The following is a 22564-nucleotide window of genomic DNA, read 5'->3' on the forward strand; positions in this document are numbered from 1 at the left end:
TGTAGTGGTTGCCTTGCTGTCGTCGCCCATAAGTAGTGGTCCCCGGTCCACCAGGGCTGAGTTCATCGCCTATGCTGGTGACTGTCCTCAGGGGCCCTGAACAGGGCACGGAGGGCTATTCAGTCGTGCTGTGAGGGAGGGTTCGGAGACATGCACTGCCCCTTCTGCAGGCACCCCGACAGTCGGGTCGTGGACAGTCGCACGACGGACGACGGGACGTCGATCCGACGGCGCCGTCAGTGCCCCGACTGCTCCCGTCGCTTCACGACTGTGGAGACCTGCTCGCTGATGGTGGTCAAGCGCAGCGGCGTGACCGAGCCCTTCAGCCGCACCAAGGTCATCTCGGGGGTCCGCAAGGCCTGCCAGGGCCGGCCCGTCACCGAGGACGCACTGGCGAAACTCGGCCAGCGGGTCGAGGAAGCCGTGCGGGCCACCGGGAGCGCCGAGCTGACGACGCACGACGTGGGTCTGGCCATACTCGGCCCCTTGCAGGAGCTCGACCTCGTCGCGTACCTGCGTTTCGCATCGGTGTACCGGGCGTTCAACTCCCTCGAAGACTTCGAGACCGCGATCGCGGAGCTCCGTGAAGAGCGGCCCCGCGCAGAGCAATGCGGGAGCGGCGAGACCCCCGAGGTCCCCGCGCCCGCCGCAGTCGCCGCTGATTGATCACCTGGCCGGCCGCCAGGGGCGGCGGAGCCGGTGACGGGCGGCACCAGACCTGTTCCGAGACGCTCTGCGTGGCGTCCGGAGCATCAGACACACACTGTGCCCTGGGAAGAACTGGGCACTTCAGGGCGTTTTTGCCCACATATGGGAGGCGGCATGACAGAGACGGCGAGCGGCCCGGCACGAGGTTCCCGCACCAAGGGAGCCAAGTCGACTGCGACCAAGCAGGGCCTGCGCATCGAGCGCATCCACACGACTCCCGGCGTGCATCCGTACGACGAGGTCGCGTGGGAGCGCCGTGACGTCGTCATGACCAACTGGCGCGACGGCTCGATCAACTTCGAGCAGCGTGGCGTCGAGTTCCCCGACTTCTGGTCGGTGAACGCGGTCAACATCGTCACCAGCAAGTACTTCCGGGGGGCTGTCGGCACGCCGCAGCGCGAGACCGGTCTGCGACAGCTCATCGACCGGATCGTGAAGACGTACCGGAAGGCCGGCGAGGACTACAACTACTTCGCTACCCCCGCCGACGCCGAGATCTTCGAGCACGAGCTGGCGTACGCCCTCCTGCACCAGATCTTCAGCTTCAACTCGCCGGTCTGGTTCAACGTGGGGACGCCCCAGCCGCAGCAGGTCTCGGCCTGCTTCATCCTGGCCGTCGACGACTCCATGGAGTCGATCCTCGACTGGTACAAGGAAGAGGGCATGATCTTCAAGGGCGGCTCCGGCGCCGGCCTGAACCTGTCCCGCATCCGCTCCTCCAAGGAGCTGCTCTCCTCAGGCGGCAACGCCTCCGGCCCGGTCTCCTTCATGCGGGGCGCCGACGCCTCCGCGGGAACGATCAAGTCGGGTGGCGCCACGCGCCGCGCGGCCAAGATGGTCATCCTCGATGTCGACCACCCCGACATCGAGAACTTCATCGAGACCAAGGTGAAGGAGGAGGAGAAGATCCGCGCCCTGCGCGACGCGGGCTTCGACATGGACCTGGGCGGCGACGACATCACGTCCGTCCAGTACCAGAACGCCAACAACTCGGTCCGTGTGAACGACGAGTTCATGAAGGCCGTCGAGGCCGGCGGGAAGTTCGGTCTGCGGGCCCGCATGACCGGTGACGTCATCGAAGAGGTCGAGGCCAAGTCCCTCTTCCGCAAGATGGCGGAGGCCGCCTGGGCCTGCGCGGACCCCGGCATCCAGTACGACGACACCATCAACCACTGGCACACCTGCCCGGAGTCCGGCCGCATCAACGGCTCGAACCCCTGCAGCGAGTACATGCACCTGGACAACACCTCGTGCAACCTGGCCTCGCTGAACCTGATGAAGTTCCTCAAGGACGACGGCGAGGGCCACCAGTCCTTCCAGGCCGAGCGCTTCGCCAAGGTCGTCGAGCTGGTCATCACCGCGATGGACATCTCGATCTGCTTCGCGGACTTCCCGACCCAGAAGATCGGCGAGAACACCCGCGCCTACCGCCAGCTGGGCATCGGCTACGCCAACCTGGGCGCCCTGCTGATGGCCACCGGGCACGCGTACGACAGCGACGGCGGCCGTGCGCTCGCCGGCGCGATCACCTCGCTGATGACCGGTACGTCCTACCGGCGCTCCGCCGAGCTCGCCGCGGTCGTCGGCCCGTACGACGGCTACGCCCGCAACGCCGAGCCGCACCAGCGCGTCATGAAGCAGCACTCGGACGCCAACGCCGTGGCCGTCCACGTCGACGACCTGGACTCGCCGGTCTGGGCCGCCGCCACCGAGGCCTGGCAGGACGTGCTCCGCCTCGGCGCGAAGAACGGCTTCCGCAACGCCCAGGCGTCGGTCATCGCCCCGACCGGCACCATCGGTCTCGCGATGTCCTGCGACACCACCGGCCTCGAGCCCGACCTCGCCCTGGTCAAGTTCAAGAAGCTCGTCGGCGGCGGCTCGATGCAGATCGTCAACGGCACGGTCCCGCAGGCCCTGCGCCGTCTCGGCTACCAGCCGGAGCAGATCGAGGCGATCGTCGCCCACATCGCCGACAACGGCAACGTGATCGACGCCCCCGGTCTCAAGACCGAGCACTACGAGGTCTTCGACTGCGCGATGGGCGAGCGCTCCATCTCGGCCATGGGCCACGTCCGGATGATGGCGGCCATCCAGCCGTGGATCTCCGGCGCGCTGTCCAAGACGGTGAACCTGCCGGAGACGGCCACCGTCGAGGACGTCGAGGAGGTCTACTTCGAGGCGTGGAAGATGGGCGTCAAGGCGCTCGCGATCTACCGCGACAACTGCAAGGTCGGCCAGCCGCTCTCCACCAAGAAGTGGGAGGAGAAGAAGGACGAGGTGACCGCGAAGACCGAGGACACCATCCGTGCCGCGGTCGAGAAGGTCGTCGAGTACCGCCCGGTCCGCAAGCGTCTGCCCAAGGGCCGTCCCGGCATCACCACCTCCTTCACGGTGGGCGGCGCCGAGGGTTACATGACCGCCAACTCCTACCCGGACGACGGTCTCGGTGAGGTCTTCCTGAAGATGTCCAAGCAGGGTTCCACCCTCGCGGGCATGATGGACGCCTTCTCGATCGCGGTCTCGGTCGGTCTGCAGTACGGCGTGCCGCTGGAGACCTACGTCTCCAAGTTCACCAACATGCGCTTCGAGCCGGCCGGTATGACGGACGACCCGGATGTGCGGATGGCGCAGTCGATCGTCGACTACATCTTCCGCCGCCTGGCGCTCGACTTCCTGCCGTTCGAGACGCGCTCCGCGCTCGGCATCCACTCGGCCGAGGAGCGTCAGCGTCACCTCGACACCGGTTCGTACGAGGCCGCCTTCGGGGACGACGACCTCGACTCGGAGAGCCTGGCCCAGTCCGCTCCTGTGCACGTGGAGCCGTTGAAGGCCGTCGCTTCGCCGGAGGAGAGCGCCGCGGAGAAGCCGGCCCCCAGGACCGCGCACACCTCGGCCGAACTGGTCGAGATGCAGCTCGGCATCAACGCGGACGCGCCGCTGTGCTTCTCGTGCGGTACGAAGATGCAGCGCGCCGGGTCCTGCTACATCTGCGAGGGCTGCGGCTCGACCAGCGGCTGCAGCTGAGGGTGAGCGGAGCCGTACCGGACGGGTCGTCCGGTACGGTCCGCCCCGGCAGCTGACCAGCAGCTCACGAAGGGGACCGGCCGGTGGCCGGTCCCCTTCGGGCTGCCGGCCGTGGCGAGCGGAGCCCGGTCAGGCGCCCGGGCGGTTCCCCATCTCCGTGGCGAACGAGCCGGGATCGCCGTCGAACCCGCGGACGGAACCGTGGAAGCCCCAGGCCCCGGAGGTGTCCCGGACGAATTCCGCGACGACCGCCGCGGTGGCTGCCGGCACCGCGGAGAAGTCGTCCTCCGCCAGGCTCGTGTAGCCCTCGCGGATCTGTACGGCCGTGTGCCCTATCTGACCGAAGGTCTTGTGGCCGTCGCGCTGCTGGATGGCCACGCCGACCACGACCCTGGCGTACGCGTCCGACAGACGGTCCAGTTCGAGGGTCATGACCTCGTCGAAGCCGAAGCCCTGTCCCGTCCGGCTGTCCCGGTTCAGCGTGATCGTCCCGTCCGGTGACCTGCTGTCGAAGTGCACGAGATAGACGGGACTGCCGTAGGGCGCTTCCGTCCCGTAGGTGGCCGCGATGATGTCGAGGTCGTTCGCGGGCTCACCGAAGTCGCTGGGGTCCCATTTGACCCTCACCTCGACCTTCTCGATGTCCTTGTTGGGAGTGCTCATCGGACGTGCCTCCTCGCTGCTGGACCGACGGACCGCTTGCCTCCTCAGATCATGTCCGTAACTGTCCGTGGATCCAACCGCGTTGGAAACGGGCGTCGCATTCGGGCCATCGTGTGGCCGGAGTTGTGCGTTGCCGGTGCCGACAGGCCCCCGGCCGTCCGGAGCGTGACCCGCGCCACGCCGGGCGCCGTACGATGGCGCAGTGCTGGTCAAGTGGATTCGCTGCACCGTGGTGGACCGCCGCGGTTTCGAGCGGGGGCAGCGGAAGTGGGCGGCGCTGCTCGGTGAGCCGGGGTTCCGGAGTCAGAGCGGCGGGTGGAGCCGAGGGCAGCCCGAAGTCGCCCATGTGTTCGCGTTCTGGGAGAACCGGGTCTTCTACGACTCCTTCATGGCCAGCGGGCACGACCGGCTGGCCGCCGCACAGTCCGGCATGTACAAGGACATGCAGGTCAAGCTCTTCGAGTACCGATTCGATGTGAAGACCGGATTCGTGCCGGACTTCACCGACGCCGATGTGGTCAGGGTCGCGCACAGCCAAGTGCACGAGGACCGCGTCGACCATTTCGCACTCATGCAGCAGCGGGTGTGGAACCCGGCCATGGCGGGTTCTCCCGGGATGCTGCGCGGAGTCTTCGGCCAGGCCCCGGGGCACGAGTTCCTGGTGCTGTCGATGTGGCAGTCGAGCGCCGAACGCGGCAAGTACCGGCCGGAGAGCGTCGCCAGGCTCTCGGCGCGGGCGGAGACCGAGCGGGATGTCGAGTCGCTCACGGGTGACGTGGTGCAGCTCGAACCCTCGTGGACGGTGTGACCCGGCCCCGTACGGGCGTTTCCTTGGTCACATACGCCCGATGGAGCCCGCACAATTGCTCGATCGGGCCGGACGGCATCTAGGGTCGGTACATGGCACGACCGCAACGCATCGTTCTCGTCCGGCACGGTGAGTCCGAGGGCAATGCCGACGACACGGTCTACGAACGTGAGCCCGACCACGCGCTCAGGCTCACGGCGACGGGGCTGCGTCAGGCAGAGGCGGCGGGCTCCCGGCTGCGTGAGACGTTCGGCGACGAGCGTGTCAGCGTCTACATCTCGCCCTACCGTCGCACCCACGAGACGTTCCGGGCGTTCGGCCTCGAACTGGAGCACGTGCGTGTCAGGGAGGAGCCCCGGCTGCGCGAGCAGGACTGGGGCAACTGGCAGGACCGCGACGACGTCAGGCTGCAGAAGGCCTACCGGGACGCGTACGGGCACTTCTTCTACCGCTTCGCGCAGGGCGAGTCCGGCGCCGACGTGTACGACCGGGTCGACGCGTTCCTGGAGAGCCTCCACCGCAGCTTCGAGGACCCCGGCCATCCGCCGAACGTCCTGCTGGTCACCCATGGGCTGACCATGAGGCTCTTCTGCATGCGCTGGTTCCACTGGTCGGTGGCGGAATTCGAGTCACTGTCCAATCCCGGGAACGGCGAATCCAGGACGCTGCTGCTGGGAGAGGACGGCCGCTATACGCTCGACCGGCCCTTTCAGCGGTGGCGCACCCCCGAGCCGTACGGCATCACCGGATAGAGTGGCAGAGCGATGACCGCTGACTCCGCTTCCGAACGTTTCGAACGCGCTCTGGCCAGCCTGCGTGGACTGTCCGTGGGAGATGCCCTCGGCTCCCAGTTCTTCGTCCCGGCCCATTACCCCCTGCTCAAGAGCCGCGACCTGCCGCCCGGCGACTGGCAGTGGACCGACGACACCGAGATGGCCTGCTCCGTACTCGCCGTGCTGGCCGCACACGAGCGCGTCGACCAGGACGAGCTCGCCCACTCCTTCGCTGGGCACCATGACTTCGACCGGGGCTACGGGCCCGCGGTGAACCGGCTGCTCAGGCTGGTGCGGGAAGGCGGCGACTGGCGGGAGCTGGCATCGGCGCTCTTCCAGGGCCAGGGCTCCTGGGGGAACGGTTCGGCGATGCGCATCGCACCGCTGGGCGCCTGGTACGCGGACGATCCGGAGCAGGCCACCCACCAGGCCGAGATCTCCTCGTACACCACCCATCAGCACCGCGAGGCCGTCGTGGGATCGATGGCCGTCGCGGCGGCGGCCGCCCTCGTCGCCGCGCCGGAAGGGCCGCCGACGCCGGAGGACCTGATCGACGGCGTCGTCGCCCTCGTCCCGCGCAGCGCTGTCGGCGCCGGGCTGCGCAGGGCGCGCGACATGCTCGACTACCGCGACGCCGGGACGGTCGCGGCGGTGCTCGGCAACGGCCGCCGTACGAGTGCGCACGACACCGTGCCCTTCGCCCTCTGGTCGGCGGCCCGGAGCCTCGGTGACTTCGAAGAGGCTTTCTGGGTGACGGCCCAGGCAGGCGGCGACGTGGACACCACCTGCGCCATCGTCGGCGGGATCGTCGCCGCCCAGCCTGGCGGTACCCCTCCGGCCGACTGGCTGGCCCGGACGGAACAGCTGCCCGACTGGATGCCCCTCGCTCCGGCGCGCCGCTGAGCGAACGCGGGGTGTGCGCTCGTCGGGCCTGGCGGCTGTCGTGCCCTCCTTCACGGCCAGGCATGGCACTTCTACTGTCACGGTCCTGCCACAGCGGCGGCCCCGACCGGCTGAACGGTCCGGGCGCGACTTACTCTTTCGGCCACGCCGCCCTCATCGATCTTGGTGGGCGTGCGCCTAGAGACGCCGGGGCAGGCGCGCCGCGATGTGGCGGCGCGAGCGGACCTCGGTGGGGGGAGGGGTCCCATGTCCGATCAGTCGTCCGATGCGTCCAGCCGGCCCGAGACGTCACCGGAGTCCGGCAACGCGGCGAAATCCGCTGCGGAGACCGCGTCCGGGTCGGGGAGCGAGGCGTCCCGCGCAGCGCCCGGGAGTCCCGGACGGGCCGAGGCGGCGGCCAAGCCTGCGAGGGCTTCCACCCAGGTGCCGCCGCAGCAGGCGGGCCCGGATGTGCCGAAGGTGCCCTCCTATCTCCAGCCGCCGTCCTCCGCGGACGTCTGGCGGCGCCCCGGACGGCATCAGCCGGTCGGCGTGCTGTCGCGGCTGAGGCCTCCGTCCCCGCGCGCGATCGGGCCCGCCACACTCTGGGCGGTCCTCGCCACGGGCCTGCTCAGCGCCCTGCTGCTCGGTGACGGCCTCGGGCCCAATCTGCTGATCGTGGCCGTGCCCGCCGCCTTGGGGGCGTTCTTCGCCGCACGCTCGGCGGGGCGCAGGCTGCGCCCCTGGACCGCGGTGTGGGCGGTGGGCGGCCTGGCGCTCCTGGCGATTCCGGCGCTCCGGGAAGCGGGGTGGCCGGTCTTCCTCGCAGTGGTGTCGGCGCTCGCCCTCGGCTCACTCGCCCTGCACGGAAGCCGCAGCTGGCCGGGCGTGCTGCTCGGCTCGCTGGGACTGTTCCCCTCGGTCGCGGCGGGTGTGCGCTGGGGGTGGCACGGGGTACGTGACCGCGCGGACGACTCCCGGGGGCGGGTGCGCACCGTGGTGCGCAGCGCGGCGGTGGCGGTGGTCCTGCTCGTCGTGTTCGGCGCGCTCTTCGCCTCCGCGGACGCCGCCTTCGCCGACCTCCTGGGCAGCCTCACCCCCGACGTGTCCGTCGGCGACAGCCCCTGGCGGCTCTTCCTCTTCGCACTCGGCCTCGTCGGAGCACTTGCCGCCGCATACAGCGCTGCCGCGCCGGTGCGCTGGGACGGGATCACCGTACGGCCGGGCAAGGCCAGGAACAGGGCGGAGTGGGCGCTTCCGCTGATCGTGCTCAACCTGCTCTTCGCCGCGTTCATCACCCTCCAGCTCGTCGTCCTGCTCGGCGGGTACGACAAGGTGCTCGACGAGACCGGCCTGCTGCCCGCCGAGTACGCCCGGCAGGGCTTCTGGCAGCTCCTCTGGGCCACCGTGCTGACCCTCCTCGTCATCGCCCTCGCCCTGCGCTGGGCGCCGCGGGGCGGACCGCGTGACCGGGTCCTGGTCCGGAGCGTTCTCGGTGCACTGTGCGTACTGACGCTCGTCGTCGTGGCCTCGGCCCTGCGCCGCATGGACCTCTACGTGGACGCCTTCGGGCTGACCCGGCTGCGGATCTCGGTGGCCGCTGTGGAGCTCTGGCTCGGAGTGGTGCTGATCCTCATCCTCGCGGCCGGAGTCTTCGGCGCCAGGCTGCTGCCGCGCGCGGTCGCAGTGAGTGCGGCCGTCGGCGTGCTCGCCTTCGGGCTGCTCTCACCCGACGGGCTGATCGCCGAACAGAACGTCGAGCGGTACGGCAGCCACAGGACGATCGACCTCGAGTACCTCGAGGGGCTCTCCGCGGACGCCGTACCGGCCCTGGACGGGCTGCCGGAACCTCTGCGGTCCTGTGTGCTGGAGAAGTACCAGCGCGACCTCGCCCTCCTGGACACCCCCTGGTACAGCTCCAGCTGGGGAGAGGTCAGAGCCCGGGACATCCTGAAGGAACACCCCGTACAGGACCGTGAGATCGACTGCCGCGGCCTCGGGACGGAGACCGACGAGCGGGACGCGCACGAGGAGGAGGACTCCTACGACCCGTACTGAGGCGGTCCGCCCCGAACACCTGGTTCCGGCAGGGGTGTTCGGGGAACGCGCCCGTGCCGGCGCGGTCGGTGACGTGTCCCCGCACGAACCGCAGCGCCGCGGGTCGCGTACCGCTCTCGGGGCACCTTTCGCTCAGGAGCGGTACGGGCAGGCGTTCGCGCTTGCGATGTGGGTGAGAAGACCACTGTGTGAGGCGGCCTGGTCAGCAGTGGGCCATGGGCGCTCCAGTCCCACTCGGGTGCCGTGAACGGAGGCGCGGCCGAGCGGTAGGGATGCTCGCAGTGGCATGTGCGGAAGCGAAGATATCTGTGGGTGTGCCGCCTGCGGCGGCCGGCCGGGTCGTGGGACCGCTCCTCCGCTTCCGGCGCCGCCTCCGGCCCTCGTCGCGCACCGCCCGGGGTGTTCCGGACATGGCCGGACACGTGCCGGAGCGCTGCACGGTGCCCCGGGGTGTTCTTGCCGTGCCCATCGGCGTAACCTGGCAGGCGCCATGCCGTACGAACCACCCACGCACACCGTCGAGCGCTCACTGCGCGCTACGTCCGGTGCCAGGACCGTCGCCGGTGTCGATGAGGTCGGACGCGGAGCGTGGGCCGGCCCCGTCACCGTGTGCGCGGCCGTCACCGGTCTCCGTAGAGCCCCTGAGGGACTCACCGACTCCAAGCTGATCAGTCCCAAGCGCCGGGCGGAACTCGCCCCGTTGCTCGAGAAGTGGGTCACGGCCTACGGGCTGGGGCATGCGTCACCACTGGAGATCGACGACCTCGGCATGACCGCGGCGCTCCGTCTCGCGGCCGTCAGGGCGCTGGACGCTCTGCCCGTGCGGCCGGACGCCGTGATCCTCGACGGCAAGCACGACTACCTCGGCACGCCCTGGAACGTCCGTACCGTGATCAAGGGCGACCAGTCCTGCATCGCCGTGGCCGCGGCCTCGGTGATCGCCAAGGTCCACCGGGACACGATGATGGCCGAACTGGGCGCGGGCACCGGGGAGTACGCAGACTTCGCCTTCGGCGAGAACGCCGGTTATCCGTCACCGGTACACCGGGCCGCGCTGGAGGAGCGGGGGCCTACGCCTCACCATCGCCTCAGCTGGGCCTACCTCGACGCGCTGCCCAAATGGCAGCACCTGAAAAAGGTCCGATTCTCCGCCGAGGCGGCGGCACTGGAAAGCGGGGGCCAGCTCGGCTTCGACTTCTGATCGCACAGGCGCACCCCACCGCCGACGTGTCCGCGTCGGCTGCGAAAGACAACCATTCATGCCTCTCATCCCCGAGGAGCCTCAGATTCCCGAGAGCGCCCAGGGTCCCCGCGTCACTCCGGCCGCCGGCCGCACCGCGCCGACCCCCCGTCCCGTACCCGGCCCGCGTTCCGCGGCCACACCGCGTCCCGGAAGCCCGGGCCGTGGCCCTGCGAGGCCCGCGCCCCCGGCGCAGCGCCTGCAGCCCACATCCGCCTCTCCCGCTGTTCCGGCCCCTGCCGGGCAGAAGCTGTCCGAGGAACGTCCGGCAGCACAGTTCCAGCTGATCCCGGCTCCGGCCGGCGGTGCGATCGACGCCGCCGACGAGGCCGTCGACCTGCTGCTCGACTCCGGGCGGGCACCTGGCGACATCCTGGTGCTCACCACCGGCGAACAGCATCCCTGGGCCGTGCACGAGCTCTCCTTCGGAGAAGCCAGGTACTGGGCCCAGCACGACGCGGGTGACGACGTCTTCTTCGCCCGTACGGCCAACGCCGACCGGTGTGCCACCCGTACCGTCGTCGTCGTCGCGGTCAACAGCGACCTCGACGACGCGGCTGCCCGGGCGCTGTCCGGCGTGCGGGAGCGCGCCGGCGCGCTGCTGATCGTGTGCGGAGACCCGCAGCAGGTCAACTCGGCACTCGGCGCGGGAGTCTGAGCCGTACGTCCGTGGGTCCCGGCCATCCGTGAGGACGGCCGGGACCCACGTCCCGTTTCAACTCAACGGGCGGCGCTCCGCCGCAGTGCTTCGGCCGCACCGCCCCCGGTGCGGAGCGGACCGGGGGCCTGGTCGGCGGAGGCGTCCGCCAGGGCCGACGGCGTGGACAGCAGCGTCGGCCTGCGGCCGCCCCGGCCCTCACCGAGGACCTGCCATCCCCCACGCGTCAGGGTGATGTAGGCCCCGCAACGAAGGCCGTGCAGTGTGCAGGCGTCCCTGAGCCCCCACATCCACGCCCCGTCCTCCTCCGTCCAACGCTCGTCGCCCTCGCGGCAGTAGAGCAGTACGGCGGTACGCACCGGGGTGCGGCGGCGCAGATCGTGCGGGATCACCCGGCGCAGATGGGCCAGCAGGGCGTTGCGGAACTCCCAGCCGTCCGTGGCCACGGTGGACCGCCGGGCGAACGAGGCGCTCGCCGTGAGCCGTTCCTCATGATCGAGGACGGCGACCACCGCGGTGGCCGGAGTCGGCCGGTGCCGTGAGTGGAGGCCGCTGACGACCTCACGCGGACTGCGCAGCAGAGGTATGCCCGCCGCCGCCCACTCGGCCGGTTCGAGCATCCTGGCCACGTTGTTGACGGAGCCCGCGGACGCCGACAGTGAAGTGGCCGCGGACGGAGCGAATCCGAAGGTCACGGTCCTCCCTTCGCTACGCGCCCACGGTGCGGGCAGGGTCGAGTGAGGGCGCGCCGCGGCACAGCCCTTCCGGGCCCGCGAAGAGACCGTGCGGGGAGCGATTCCAATTCTTCCTGTCACATCGGCAGGCGGCAACGAGCAATTGGCGCGGCTGACTGGTATCTGACGGAATGACACAGATATCCCTGCCCGTTCGGCGGCGAACGAAGCCAATCGTCAGGCCTGGACTGCGAGGACCAGCGGAAACACTCCCTCCGCTCCCGCGCGCCGGAGCAGCCGCGCCGCCACGGCGAGGGTCCACCCGGTGTCGGCGAGATCGTCGACGAGCAGGACCGGCCCTCCCGCGGATGCGAGCGACTCCGCCAGCGCGGGCTCCACGACGAGGGCTTCGTGCAGCGCCCTCACCCGCTGCGCGCTGTTGGTCTGGGAGATGCGCAGATCCTCGCTGCCCGGAGCGTAGGTGACCGTGCCCAGCAGGGGCATCCGGCCGACCTCGGCGATGCGGCTGCCGAGTGAGTGGACCAACTGGGGTCTGCGGCGTGAGGCGACCGTGACGACACCGACCGGCCGGTGTGCCGCGTCCGGGGCTCCGGAGGCCCAGCCGCCGGGGCCCTTCGCCCAGTCGGTGATCACCGTGACGACCGCGCTCGACACGTCGTCGGGGACGGGGGCGTCCTGTGCCTGCGCCGCGAGCAGCGGACGGAGTCTGTTGCCCCAGCCGATGTCCGAGAGCCTGCCCAGCGCGCGGCCGGGGAGGGCCAGTTCGCCGGCGGGGATACGGCCCTTGAGATCGATCCCCACCGCGGACAGCCCCGTGGGCCACATCTTGCGCGGCTCCACCTCCACACCCGGCCTGCCGAGCTCGCCGCGCGCCCCGTCGAGGGCGGCGGTGGAGACCTTGTCGTCGAACCGCGCGCCCGCGCAGTTGTCACAGCGCCCGCACGGCGCGGCCTCCTCGTCGTCCAGCTGGCGCCGGAGGAACTCCATGCGGCATCCGGTCCCCGAGGCGTAGTCGCGCATCGCCTGCTGCTCGGCCGCCCGCTGCCGCGCGACCCAGGCGTAACGCTCGGCGTCGTACACCCACGGTTCGCCCGTGGAGATCCAGCCGCCCTTCACCCGCTTCACCGCACCGTCGACGTCCAGCACCTTGAGCATCGTCTCGAGGCGGGTGCGCCGCAGGTCGACCAGCGGTTCCATGGCGGGCAGCGACAGGGGCCGGCCGGCCTGGGCGAGGACGTCGAGGGTCCGGCGGACCTGCTCCTCCGGAGGGAAGGCGACCGAGGCGAAGTACTGCCAGATGGCCTCGTCCTCCTTGCCCGGGAGCAGCAGGACCTCGGCGTGCTCGACTCCACGGCCCGCGCGCCCGACCTGCTGGTAGTAGGCGATGGGCGAGGACGGCGACCCCACGTGCACGACGAAGCCGAGGTCGGGCTTGTCGAAGCCCATGCCCAGCGCGGACGTGGCCACCAGCGCCTTGACCCGGTTGGCCAGGAGATCGTCCTCGGCCTGCTGGCGGTCGGCGTTCTCCGTACGGCCGGTGTACGACACGACAGTGTGCCCGCACTGGCGGAGGTAGGCCGTGATCTCCTCGGCGGCCGCGACCGTGAGCGTATAGATGATGCCCGAGCCCGGCAGCTCTCCGAGATGGTCGCCCAGCCAGGCCAGACGGTGCGCCGCGTTGGGCAGTTGGAGCACCCCGAGACTGAGGCTCTCCCGGTCCAGGGGGCCCCGCAGCACCAACGCGTCCGTGCCCGCCCCCGTGCCGAGCTGCTCCGCGACGTCCGCGGTCACCCGGGCGTTGGCGGTGGCCGTCGTGGCGAGCACGGGAACGCCCGCCGGAAGATCGGCGAGCATGGTCCGCAGCCTTCGGTAATCCGGCCGGAAGTCGTGGCCCCAGTCGGAGATGCAGTGCGCCTCGTCGACCACCAGCAGACCCGTGGCCGCGGCGAGGCGCGGCAGCACCTGGTCCCGGAAATCGGGATTGTTGAGCCGCTCGGGACTGACCAGCAGCACATCCACCTCGCCCGCCGCCACCTCGGCCTGGACGGTGTCCCACTCCTCGGTGTTGGAGGAGTTGATCGTGCGGGCGCTGATACCGGCCCTGGCCGCCGCCGCCACCTGGTTGCGCATGAGGGCGAGCAGGGGCGAGACGATGACCGTCGGCCCGCTGCCCTGGGCGCGCAACAGCGATGTCGCCACGAAATACACCGCGGACTTGCCCCACCCGGTCCGCTGGACGACCAGGGCTCTGCGCCGGTCGGCGACGAGGGCCTCGATGGCCCGCCACTGGTCCTCGCGCAGCCGGGCTGTGCCGGTGGCGTCCCCGACCAGACGGGCGAGTACGGAGTCGGCCGAGGCCCTGAGCTCTGCGCGGTCTGCGTTGGTCATGCCCCCATGCAACCCGATGCCTACGACAAACCGCGAACGGTGGTCCGTGCCTGTGGACAAAGTTATCCACAGGGGTCGCGGAAATCCGCGGCCCGCGGGACGGTCATGCCATGAACAAGCACGACGAAACCACCGGACCGTCCGAGGCTCAGCAGGTCACCCTGCGGGGCCCCGCCGAACTCGCCGACGCCCTTCCGTACCTGATGGGTTTCCATCCGAACGACAGTGTGGTCATGGTGGCCCTGCACGGCGGCCGGGGCCGCTTCGGCGGTCGGCTCAGGCTGGGCATCCCGCAGGAACCGGAGGAGTGGGCGCCGGTCGCCGAGCAGCTGGCGCGATGCCTGATCGCGGGAAGCGAGAGGCGCGAATCCCGGCCTGACGCGATTGTCGTCTTCCTCTGCCAGGACCCGGCGGAGGGAGAGCGCGCGCCGCAGACCATGGAGCGGCTGAGGCCGCTCGCCCAGCGCCTGCGCACGGCCTGCGGGGCGCTCGACGTTCCCGTCCTCGAAGCGCTCTGCATCTCCGACGGCCGTTACTGGTCCTACTGCTGCCCCGATGACCGCTGCTGTCCGCCCGAGGGCAACCCGCTGGCGCTCCCCGGGACCACGGTGATGGCGGCCGCAGCCGCGTACGCCGGTGTTCAGGTGCGTGGGTCGCTGCGGGACATGGAGGCGCGGCTCGTGCCGTGGGACTCCGCGGCGGCACAGGAGCAGGAGCGGGCGCTGGACTCGGCGGGTGCCGCCCTGGTCTCCCGCATCCTCGATGTCGACGGGCGCGGGGAGGTGGCGCGGGAGACTCTCGCGCTCGCGCGGGACCTCATGGAACGCATGGGGAACGCACCGCCCTCCGGCTCGGAGGGGACGGACGGCGGTGACGACGTCCTGATCGCACCCGACGAGGCGGCGGCGCTGATCCTGGGCCTTCAGGACCGCGAGACCAGGGACCGGGCCGCCGAGTGGATGGAGGGCCCCGAGGCCGGGACGGCGCTCCGGCTGTGGCGCGCTCTCGCCCGCCGGTGTGTCGGGCCGTACGTGGAACACGCCGCGGCGCCGCTCACGCTGGCCGGCTGGGTCTCGTGGTCCACCGGCGACGAGGCGGGCGCCAGGGTGGCACTGGGGCTCGCTCTGCGCGCGGACCCCGACTACACCTTCGCTCAGCTGCTGCACCAGGCGTGCAATCAAGGACTGGATCCGGAGACGCTGCGCAGCTGTCTCCGCGGGGAGCGCACGCTGCGCGAGAGCGGAAGCGCCGGCGCCCCGCGCGAACGCGGCAGCGGGCGCCGTCCGGAGCGAAGGGCCGAGTCCCGGCCCCCGCGCACTCCGGCCGCGAGGCGCAAACGGAGGGGGACGGAGCGGCCGGCACCGGGCCTCGCCTCCCGTCCGGGCTCGTCCGTGAGCCGGGGCCGGGCCCGTGACACCACCCGGCGGCTGGGTCAGCGTGGTGCCGGGAGCCGCGATTGAAGTACATGCCGCGGGTGTGGACGGAAGCCCTCCGCCCGGCCGGCCACGCGGGGGAGGCAACCGGAGCAGGGCGCGGAACCGGTGTTGCGAAGGGAGTGTTTATCGTCAGGGAGACGACTATGATTCCCGCATGCCGCCCTACGACCCGTCGACCTTCCCTCCCTTCGCTGTCACCGTCGACCTGGTTGTCCTCACGGTGCGACGTCACGCCCTCTGCGCGTTGGTGGTACGCCGAGGCGAATCGCCGTTCCAGGGGCGGTGGGCACTACCCGGCGGATTCGTCAGGATCGATGAGGACCTCGCTGCTGCGGCAGCGCGTGAACTCGTCGAGGAGACCGGGCTCTGTGCTCACGATCCGGCCGCCCCCGCCGTCGGGAACGGCGCCCATCTCGAACAGCTCGCCACCTACGGCGACCCGGGGCGCGACCCCCGGATGAGGGTCGTCAGCGTCGCGCACCTCGCGCTCGCGCCAGACCTCCCGGCTCCTCGTGCGGGCGGGGACGCGAACAGCGCCCGCTGGGCACCGGTCGAGGACCTGCTCGGGCCAGGGGGCGGCTTCGCCCGCGACGGCGAGCAGTCCGCGCCGCTGGCCTTCGATCACGCGAGGATCCTCGACGACGGGGTGGAACGGGCCCGCTCGAAGATCGAGTACTCCTCGCTGGCCACGGCGTTCTGCCCGCCGGAGTTCACGGTCGGCGAGCTGCGCAGGGTGTACGAGGCGGTGTGGGGTGTGGCCCTGGACCCCCGGAACTTCCACCGCAAGGTCACGGGCACGCCCGGCTTCCTGGTGCCGTCCGGCGGGACGACCACGCGCCAGGGGGGCCGGCCTGCCCAACTGTTCCGGGCAGGGGCGGCGACCGTGCTCAACCCTCCGATGCTGAGGCCGGAAGTCTGAGCGGGGCCCGAGCCGCGGGCCCCCGCCGCGCGCACCTGCGGAACGCCCATAGAAGCACCGGTGCGCAAAAAGTCTGAAATGTCGCGTTATCTTGCTGAGGTAATCCACCCTGCCGCCGAGCGGTCTCACCCTCAGCGAGAGAAGCGATGCTCCAGGCCATCGGACTCACCAGCGCCCCCCACCGCGACCGTCCGCCCGTCGTGGACGACCTGACCTTCGAAGCCCCGCCCGGCAGTGTCACCGCACTCCTCGGCGCACCTGGCTCCGGCAAGACCACCGCCCTCCGGCTGATGCTCGAACTCGAAGCGGGCAGGGGCGTCACCTACTTCAAGGGCCGCCCGCTGCACCGCATCGGGCATCCCGCCCGCGAGGTCGGGGTGCTGCTCGGGGACGTGCCGGGGCATCCTGCGCGCACCGCGCGCGGCCAGCTCCGCATGCTCTGTGCCGCAGCGGGAGTTCCCGCCTCCCGGGCGGACGAACTGCTCGAAGTCGTCGGCCTCGCAGGGCTGGGGGACCAGCGCATCGGAACCCTCTCGGCCGGCATGGACCGGCGGCTCGGTCTTGCCTCGGCGCTGCTCGGCGACCCCCATACGCTCGTACTGGACGAGCCCACCGAAGGCCTTTCGCCGCGCGAGAGGAGCTGGCTCCACGGTCTGCTCCGCGCACACGCGGCCGAGGGCGGCACGGTCCTGCACACGACCGGCGATCCCAAGGAGGCCGCTCGCGCGGCCGACCGCGTGGTCACCATCGACGAGGGGCGCCTCGTCGCCGATCAGGAGGTCGCCGACTTCGCCCGCACCCGTCTGCGGCCCCGGGTCGCCGTGCGGACGCCGCACGCGGCCCGGCTGGCCGCAGTGGTGAGCCGCGAAGCCCGCGCTGCCCAGCGCTCGGTCGAGGTGGTCGCCGAGGACGGCAGCCGGCTCTCGGTGTACGGCAGCAGTTGCGCGGAGGTCGGGGACACGGCGTACCGGCACGGCCTCCCCCTCCATCAACTCGCCGACGAGACCGGGGACGCGGGCCCGGTGGTCGCCCCAGGCGGTCCGGTGAGGGCCGTCCTGACGGGGCCCGCCTCGGCCGTGGCGGTCTCGAAGCTGCCGCCCCCGATCCCCGTGCGTCCGGCCCGTGGTCCGCTCCGGCCCATGCGGTACGAGCTGCGCCGCCTCTTCGGCGTCAGGACAACCGCCCTGATCATGGCGGCCGTTCTGGTCGTGTCGGCGGCCCTTTCCGTGCTGCTGGCCCGATCCGGGAGGGCATCCCTGCCCGATCTGCTGGTGGCCTGGCCGGACCTGCTGCCGCTTCCGCCCGCCGCGTTCGCGGCCGGGCTGCTGGGCGCCCTCTCCTTCGGTGACGAGTTCCGCTACCCGGCGCTCGCCGCAGGGCGGGGGACGGTCCCGCGCCGTCTCGGACTCCTGGTGGCCAAGCTGGTGGTCTCGGCGGGCGTCGCGCTGCTGCTCGCCCTGCTCTCCGTACTGGCGGACGCCGAAGCCCTGCGCCTCGTCTACGGCGGCGACTTGGTGACCATCCCGGCAAACGCGCCGCAGCTCGCCGCCAGTTGGGCGGGGCTGTCCGTCGGGTGTGCCTGGGCGGGCCTGCTCGGGGCGGGTGTGTTCCGGCTGACCGCTGCCGGAGTCGCTGCCGTACTGGCAGTCCCGGTCCTTGTGGTGCCGCTGATGCAGAAGCTTCTCGCGGGACCGTCCGCGCGTTCGATCACAGGACTCCCTGGCCGACTGCGTGAACTGGGCTGGGCGCAGTGGCCGTACGAGACGGACCGCTGGGCCATGGCCGCGGTGCGGGTCGTGGCCCAACCCGTGGGGCTGGCGCTTTCCCTGTCGTTGTCTGCCTTGATTTGCGCGTATGTGTTCACCAGCCTTCGAGGGAGAGCTCGTTGGTGATCGTTTGGCCCGGCACCTGCAGCTACTTACAGGCAACTCTCCTGAAAAGATGCGATTTGTGCTGATAACGCGTCAATTGAGAGGCGAGTGCCGATCACCCTTTCGTGTGCTTTTCAGCAAAGACCTCAAGGGGTGGGTGAGCCGCGCCGACAAAGGATGCGTGAGTACCCTTGCGCACACCATGATGACCGCCGCCCGCTCCGCCGACTCCGGCCTCGCCGGTCCGGGCGAAATCGACCGCTACCCGTACACGGAGGCGCCGGCCGGCGAGCGCGCCGCCCTCCGTTCCTGGGGTGGTGCCGAATCCGAACTGGGGCGGGCGAGCCGACGCGGCACGGCCAGTCGCGGCCGTGGACTTCACGGCCAACTGGTCCAGCAGCTCGGCCAGATGATCGTTTCCGGTGACCTCGGTGCCGACCGGCCGCTCGTCCCGGAGGAGATCGGCCAGCGGTTCGAGGTGTCCCGCACCGTTGTGAGGGAGTCCCTGCGCGTTCTCGAGGCCAAGGGCCTGGTGAGTGCCCGGCCCAACGTGGGCACGCGGGTCCGCCCCGTGAGTGACTGGAACCTGCTGGACCCCGACATCATCGAATGGCGCGCTTTCGGCCCGCAGCGTGATGACCAGCGCCGCGAACTGGAGGACCTCCGCTGGACCATCGAGCCGCTGGCCGCCCGGCTGGCCGCCGGTCACGGGCGTGAGGACATTCAGCAGCGTCTCGGCGACATGATCGAGATCATGGGGCACGCGATGGGACAGGGGGACGCCATCACGTTCTCCAGGGCCGACGCGGAGTTCCACGCCCTGCTGATCCAGGCGGCGGGCAACCGCATGCTCGAACACCTCTCCGGGATCGTGTCGGCGGCCCTGCATGTTTCCGGTGGACCCGTCACCGGCTGTGACCGGCCCGCCGAGGCGTCCCTCGGTCACCACGCACGCATTGCGGAAGCCCTCGCGTCGGGCGATTCCGCCGGCGCCGAGGCCGCGATGCGACAGCTGCTGTTCGGCCACACCGAAGGCGAGCGAGTGGTTCCCGCGCCTCGCGAGCACTGAACACCGCCAGACCGGGGTATGCGAACCGTGTGCTGCCGGGCCCAGGGGTTCGGCGGCAGGTTCGCGCGGAGATGTGACCTCTGGGTCTGTTTGTCGCGAATGAGGTGTGACTGGGGCCACGCGAATTGGGCGTAACACTCCTCGAAACAGTGCGATGACTTAAGAGGTGACCGCCGCGGAAGGAATACAGCAGCCACACAGTGCGCTGTGCAGTTCTGAGGCCAAGCCCGCGCCGTCGGCGACATCCCCAGCCGACGGTCGTCGGTTCCAGCCCTCTCAAGGGCCGGGCCGGAAGCCGTTTCCATCGTTCCGAGAGGTTGTTCGTGTCGGCCAGCACATCCCGTACGCTCCCGCCGGAGATCGCCGAGTCCGAGTCTGTGATGGCGCTCATCGAGCGGGGAAAGGCTGATGGGCAGATCGCCGGCGATGACGTGCGTCGGGCCTTCGAGGCTGACCAGATTCCGCCAACCCAGTGGAAGAATGTTCTGCGCAGCCTCAACCAGATCCTCGAGGAAGAGGGTGTGACGCTGATGGTCAGTGCCGCGGAGTCGCCTAAGCGCGCCCGCAAGAGCGTCGCAGCGAAGAGCCCGGTCAAGCGCACCGCCACCAAGACTGTCGCGGCCAAGACCGCCGTGACGCGGACCGTCGCGGCATCTGCCGCCCCGACGGCCCAGAACGCGGACGTGGCGGCCGACGACGCTGCCGTTGCCGCTCCTGCGAAGAAGGCGGCAGCCAAGAAGACGGTTGCCAAGAAGACCGCCGCGAAGAAGACGGCGGTCAAGAAGACCGCCGCCAAGAAGTCCGGCAAGCAGGATGACGAGCTCCTCGACGGTGACGAGGCGGTCGAGGAAGTCAAGGCCGGCAAGGGTGAGGAAGAGGAGGGCGAGGGCGAGAACAAGGGCTTCGTCCTCTCCGACGACGACGAGGACGACGCGCCTGCACAGCAGGTGGCCGTCGCCGGCGCCACGGCCGACCCGGTCAAGGACTACCTGAAGCAGATCGGCAAGGTCCCCCTCCTCAACGCCGAGCAGGAGGTCGAGCTCGCCAAGCGCATCGAGGCCGGCCTCTTCGCCGAGGACAAGCTCGCGAACTCCGACAAGCTCGCGCCGAAGCTCAAGCGCGAGCTGGAGATCATCGCCGAGGACGGCCGCCGCGCCAAGAACCACCTGCTGGAGGCCAACCTCCGCCTCGTGGTCTCGCTGGCCAAGCGCTACACCGGTCGCGGCATGCTCTTCCTGGACCTCATCCAGGAGGGCAACCTCGGTCTGATCCGCGCGGTCGAGAAGTTCGACTACACCAAGGGTTACAAGTTCTCCACGTACGCCACGTGGTGGATCCGCCAGGCGATCACCCGCGCCATGGCCGACCAGGCCCGCACCATCCGTATCCCGGTGCACATGGTCGAGGTCATCAACAAGCTCGCGCGGGTGCAGCGCCAGATGCTCCAGGACCTGGGCCGTGAGCCCACCCCGGAGGAGCTGGCCAAGGAGCTCGACATGACCCCCGAAAAGGTCATCGAGGTCCAGAAGTACGGTCGTGAACCGATCTCCCTCCACACCCCGCTGGGTGAGGACGGAGACAGCGAGTTCGGAGACCTGATCGAGGACTCCGAGGCGGTCGTGCCGGCGGACGCGGTGAGCTTCACGCTGCTCCAGGAGCAGCTGCACTCCGTGCTCGACACGCTCTCCGAGCGTGAGGCAGGCGTCGTCTCGATGCGTTTCGGTCTCACCGACGGCCAGCCGAAGACGCTGGACGAGATCGGCAAGGTCTACGGCGTGACGCGTGAGCGCATCCGTCAGATCGAGTCCAAGACGATGTCGAAGCTGCGCCACCCGTCGCGTTCGCAGGTCCTGCGCGACTACCTCGACTAGATCGCCGACGCACATGGGCTGGGGCCCGGAACCTCTTCAGGTTCCGGGCCCCAGCCCATGTGCGCATGCGGTCGGCACCGGGGCGGATGACGCTGAGTGGGCACTGTTCACCTCGGCGTCAGGAGTCTCCATGCCCCGCCTTCTCGTCCGTGTCCTTCCCGCCGCGTTCGCCCTTGCGGCCGCGGCGGCGCTGATACCCCCCGGCCCTTCGGTGCCCGCCGCGGCGGACAGCATCATCGTGGGCGGGAGGCCGGTGGCCGTCGCGGACAGCCCGTGGACGGTGGCCCTGTCGAGCCGTGACCGGTTCGGAGGAACCCGGGCGGGCCAGTTCTGCGGGGGAGTGGCGGTCGCACCCACCAAGGTGCTCACGGCGGCACACTGCCTCAGGGAGGACGTCCTGGGGGCCGCCGTCCCGGAGGTCCGGGATCTGCGGGTCATCGCCGGGCGGGACGAGCTGAGCGGGCCGGGTGGCCAGGAGATCCCCGTGCGATCGACGTGGGTCAATCCGGGGTACGACCCGCACACGAACGCCGCAGACCTGGCGGTTCTCACCCTGGCCAGGACGTTGCCGAAGGGCAGCGTCATCCCGATGGCCGGGGCCGGAAACGCGGCGTACGAACCGGGCACCCAGGCGACCGTGTACGGCTGGGGGGACATCACCGGGTACGGCGCCTACGCCTCAGGGCTGCACGCGGCCACGGTACGGGTGCTGGCGGACAGCGACTGCGCCCGCGCCTACCCCGGCGGCACGCAGGGCGCGTACGACGCCTCATCGATGCTCTGCGCCGGTGACAGGGCCGGCGGGCGGGATGCCTGCCAGGGGGACAGCGGAGGCCCGCTGGTGGCCCGTGGGCGCCTCATCGGGCTGGTCTCGTGGGGCAGCGGCTGCGGGAGCCCCGGCAGCCCCGGGGTGTACACCCGGGTGTCCGCGGCGATCCGTTGGATGGCCGACCGGAGCTGAACCGCGGAGGCCGCACCATCACGGTCACCGCCACATCGCGTCGGAGCACATGAGAACGGGCGGCTTTCCCCGAGGGGAGGCCGCCCGTCGGCCGGTCCTGGACCGTGCCCATAGCTCGTCGTGGATGCGAGGTGTCAGTGTTGATCCTCGTCGGCGGCACTGGCCTGCACGGCAGTGAGCCGATCTGTCTCATCCTGTATTTCCGCGGCGATCTTCTTGAGTTCCGGCTCGAACTTGCGCCCGTGGTGGGCACAGAAGAGCAGTTCACCGCCGCTGATCAGGACGACGCGCAGATATGCCTGGGCGCCGCAACGGTCACAGCGGTCTGCTGCGGTCAGCGGGCTCGCGGGGGTCAGAACAGTAGTCACGTCGCCTCTTCTCTAGCTCGACGAGCTGTCGTACCAGGGTCAACATCCAACCAGGCCGAAAACGTTCCCGCTCGTGGCATTTCTTCGAAACTTCTTCTCAGGATGGCTGTCTGTTGCCGGTTGGCGGCGAATGTGCCGTATTGCGTAGCGCTACGGTTTCGCGTTGCTTGTG

The 22564-nt window shown here is 70.4% G+C and carries 18 protein-coding genes; 14 read left to right on the forward strand and 4 right to left on the reverse strand.

The features are described 5' to 3' along the window. The first annotated feature begins 150 nt into the window (after nt 1–150). Together nrdR and OG379_RS28590 are read left to right on the forward strand one after the other, a co-directional pair. Entirely contained in the window at nt 151–666 is a 516-nt protein-coding gene (nrdR, locus tag OG379_RS28585; RefSeq protein ID WP_405665836.1) for a transcriptional regulator NrdR, read from the forward strand. Between the two features lie 156 nt (nt 667–822). Beyond that, a complete protein-coding gene (locus tag OG379_RS28590; RefSeq protein WP_405665837.1) occupies nt 823–3732 on the forward strand; it encodes a vitamin B12-dependent ribonucleotide reductase in 2910 nt (969 codons plus the stop codon). Between the two features lie 129 nt (nt 3733–3861). On the opposite strand, the gene OG379_RS28595 is transcribed toward OG379_RS28590, so the two are convergent. Next, on the reverse strand, nt 3862–4395 hold the full coding sequence (locus OG379_RS28595) for a TerD family protein (protein WP_405665838.1): 534 nt from the start codon (nt 4393–4395) through the stop codon (nt 3862–3864). Between the two features lie 202 nt (nt 4396–4597). Between OG379_RS28595 and OG379_RS28600 the strand changes: the two genes are divergently transcribed. The 6 genes from OG379_RS28600 to OG379_RS28625 all read left to right on the forward strand — a co-directional run bounded on the left by OG379_RS28600 (nt 4598) and on the right by OG379_RS28625 (nt 10814). Further along, nucleotides 4598–5203, forward strand: coding sequence for a YdbC family protein (locus tag OG379_RS28600; RefSeq protein ID WP_393761988.1), 606 nt, complete (start codon nt 4598–4600; stop codon nt 5201–5203). 92 nt (nt 5204–5295) lie between these two features. Beyond that, nucleotides 5296–5955 (forward strand): histidine phosphatase family protein, encoded by a 660-nt coding sequence (locus OG379_RS28605; protein WP_393761990.1) that lies wholly within the window; start codon nt 5296–5298, stop codon nt 5953–5955. Nucleotides 5956–5967: 12 nt separating this feature from the next. After that, nucleotides 5968–6879, forward strand: a complete 912-nt coding sequence (locus tag OG379_RS28610; protein ID WP_405665839.1) for an ADP-ribosylglycohydrolase family protein — start codon at nt 5968–5970, stop codon at nt 6877–6879. A 246-nt stretch (nt 6880–7125) separates the two neighbouring features. Next, on the forward strand, nt 7126–8916 hold the full coding sequence (locus OG379_RS28615; RefSeq protein ID WP_405665840.1) for a DUF4153 domain-containing protein: 1791 nt from the start codon (nt 7126–7128) through the stop codon (nt 8914–8916). A gap of 490 nt (nt 8917–9406) precedes the next feature. After that, on the forward strand, nt 9407–10117 hold the full coding sequence (locus tag OG379_RS28620) for a ribonuclease HII (RefSeq protein WP_405665841.1): 711 nt from the start codon (nt 9407–9409) through the stop codon (nt 10115–10117). 58 nt (nt 10118–10175) lie between these two features. Beyond that, entirely contained in the window at nt 10176–10814 is a 639-nt protein-coding gene (locus tag OG379_RS28625; RefSeq protein WP_405665843.1) for a hypothetical protein, read from the forward strand. A gap of 62 nt (nt 10815–10876) precedes the next feature. Here the strand turns inward: OG379_RS28625 and OG379_RS28630 are convergent, their stop codons facing one another. Both OG379_RS28630 and OG379_RS28635 read right to left on the reverse strand, forming a co-directional pair. Next, nucleotides 10877–11509 carry a hypothetical protein gene (locus OG379_RS28630; RefSeq protein ID WP_405665845.1) on the reverse strand — a complete coding sequence of 211 codons (633 nt, stop codon included), beginning with the start codon at nt 11507–11509 and terminating at the stop codon, nt 10877–10879. A gap of 216 nt (nt 11510–11725) precedes the next feature. Next, nucleotides 11726–13897, reverse strand: coding sequence for a RecQ family ATP-dependent DNA helicase (locus tag OG379_RS28635; RefSeq protein ID WP_405665847.1), 2172 nt, complete (start codon nt 13895–13897; stop codon nt 11726–11728). 110 nt (nt 13898–14007) lie between these two features. Between OG379_RS28635 and OG379_RS28640 the strand changes: the two genes are divergently transcribed. The 6 genes from OG379_RS28640 to OG379_RS28665 all read left to right on the forward strand — a co-directional run bounded on the left by OG379_RS28640 (nt 14008) and on the right by OG379_RS28665 (nt 22024). Beyond that, nucleotides 14008–15357, forward strand: coding sequence for a DUF4192 domain-containing protein (locus tag OG379_RS28640; RefSeq protein WP_405665849.1), 1350 nt, complete (start codon nt 14008–14010; stop codon nt 15355–15357). A 130-nt stretch (nt 15358–15487) separates the two neighbouring features. Next, entirely contained in the window at nt 15488–16252 is a 765-nt protein-coding gene (locus OG379_RS28645; RefSeq protein WP_405665851.1) for an NUDIX domain-containing protein, read from the forward strand. A 146-nt stretch (nt 16253–16398) separates the two neighbouring features. Continuing rightward, nucleotides 16399–18144 carry an ATP-binding cassette domain-containing protein gene (locus OG379_RS28650; RefSeq protein ID WP_405665853.1) on the forward strand — a complete coding sequence of 582 codons (1746 nt, stop codon included), beginning with the start codon at nt 16399–16401 and terminating at the stop codon, nt 18142–18144. 181 nt (nt 18145–18325) lie between these two features. Continuing rightward, nucleotides 18326–19192 (forward strand): FadR/GntR family transcriptional regulator, encoded by an 867-nt coding sequence (locus tag OG379_RS28655; RefSeq protein WP_405668685.1) that lies wholly within the window; start codon nt 18326–18328, stop codon nt 19190–19192. Between the two features lie 323 nt (nt 19193–19515). Further along, nucleotides 19516–21063: an RNA polymerase sigma factor gene (locus OG379_RS28660; protein WP_405665855.1), complete on the forward strand. Its 1548-nt coding sequence runs from the start codon at nt 19516–19518 to the stop codon at nt 21061–21063. Between the two features lie 130 nt (nt 21064–21193). Then, the gene (locus OG379_RS28665; RefSeq protein ID WP_405665856.1) at nt 21194–22024 is read left to right on the forward strand and encodes a S1 family peptidase; all 831 of its coding nucleotides are present in this window, start codon (nt 21194–21196) and stop codon (nt 22022–22024) included. A 134-nt stretch (nt 22025–22158) separates the two neighbouring features. Here the strand turns inward: OG379_RS28665 and OG379_RS28670 are convergent, their stop codons facing one another. Further along, the gene (locus tag OG379_RS28670; RefSeq protein WP_104789587.1) at nt 22159–22392 is read right to left on the reverse strand and encodes a hypothetical protein; all 234 of its coding nucleotides are present in this window, start codon (nt 22390–22392) and stop codon (nt 22159–22161) included. Nucleotides 22393–22564: the final 172 nt, after the last annotated feature.

This window comes from Streptomyces sp. NBC_01166, assembly GCF_045039765.1.
Classification (GTDB): domain Bacteria; phylum Actinomycetota; class Actinomycetes; order Streptomycetales; family Streptomycetaceae; genus Streptomyces.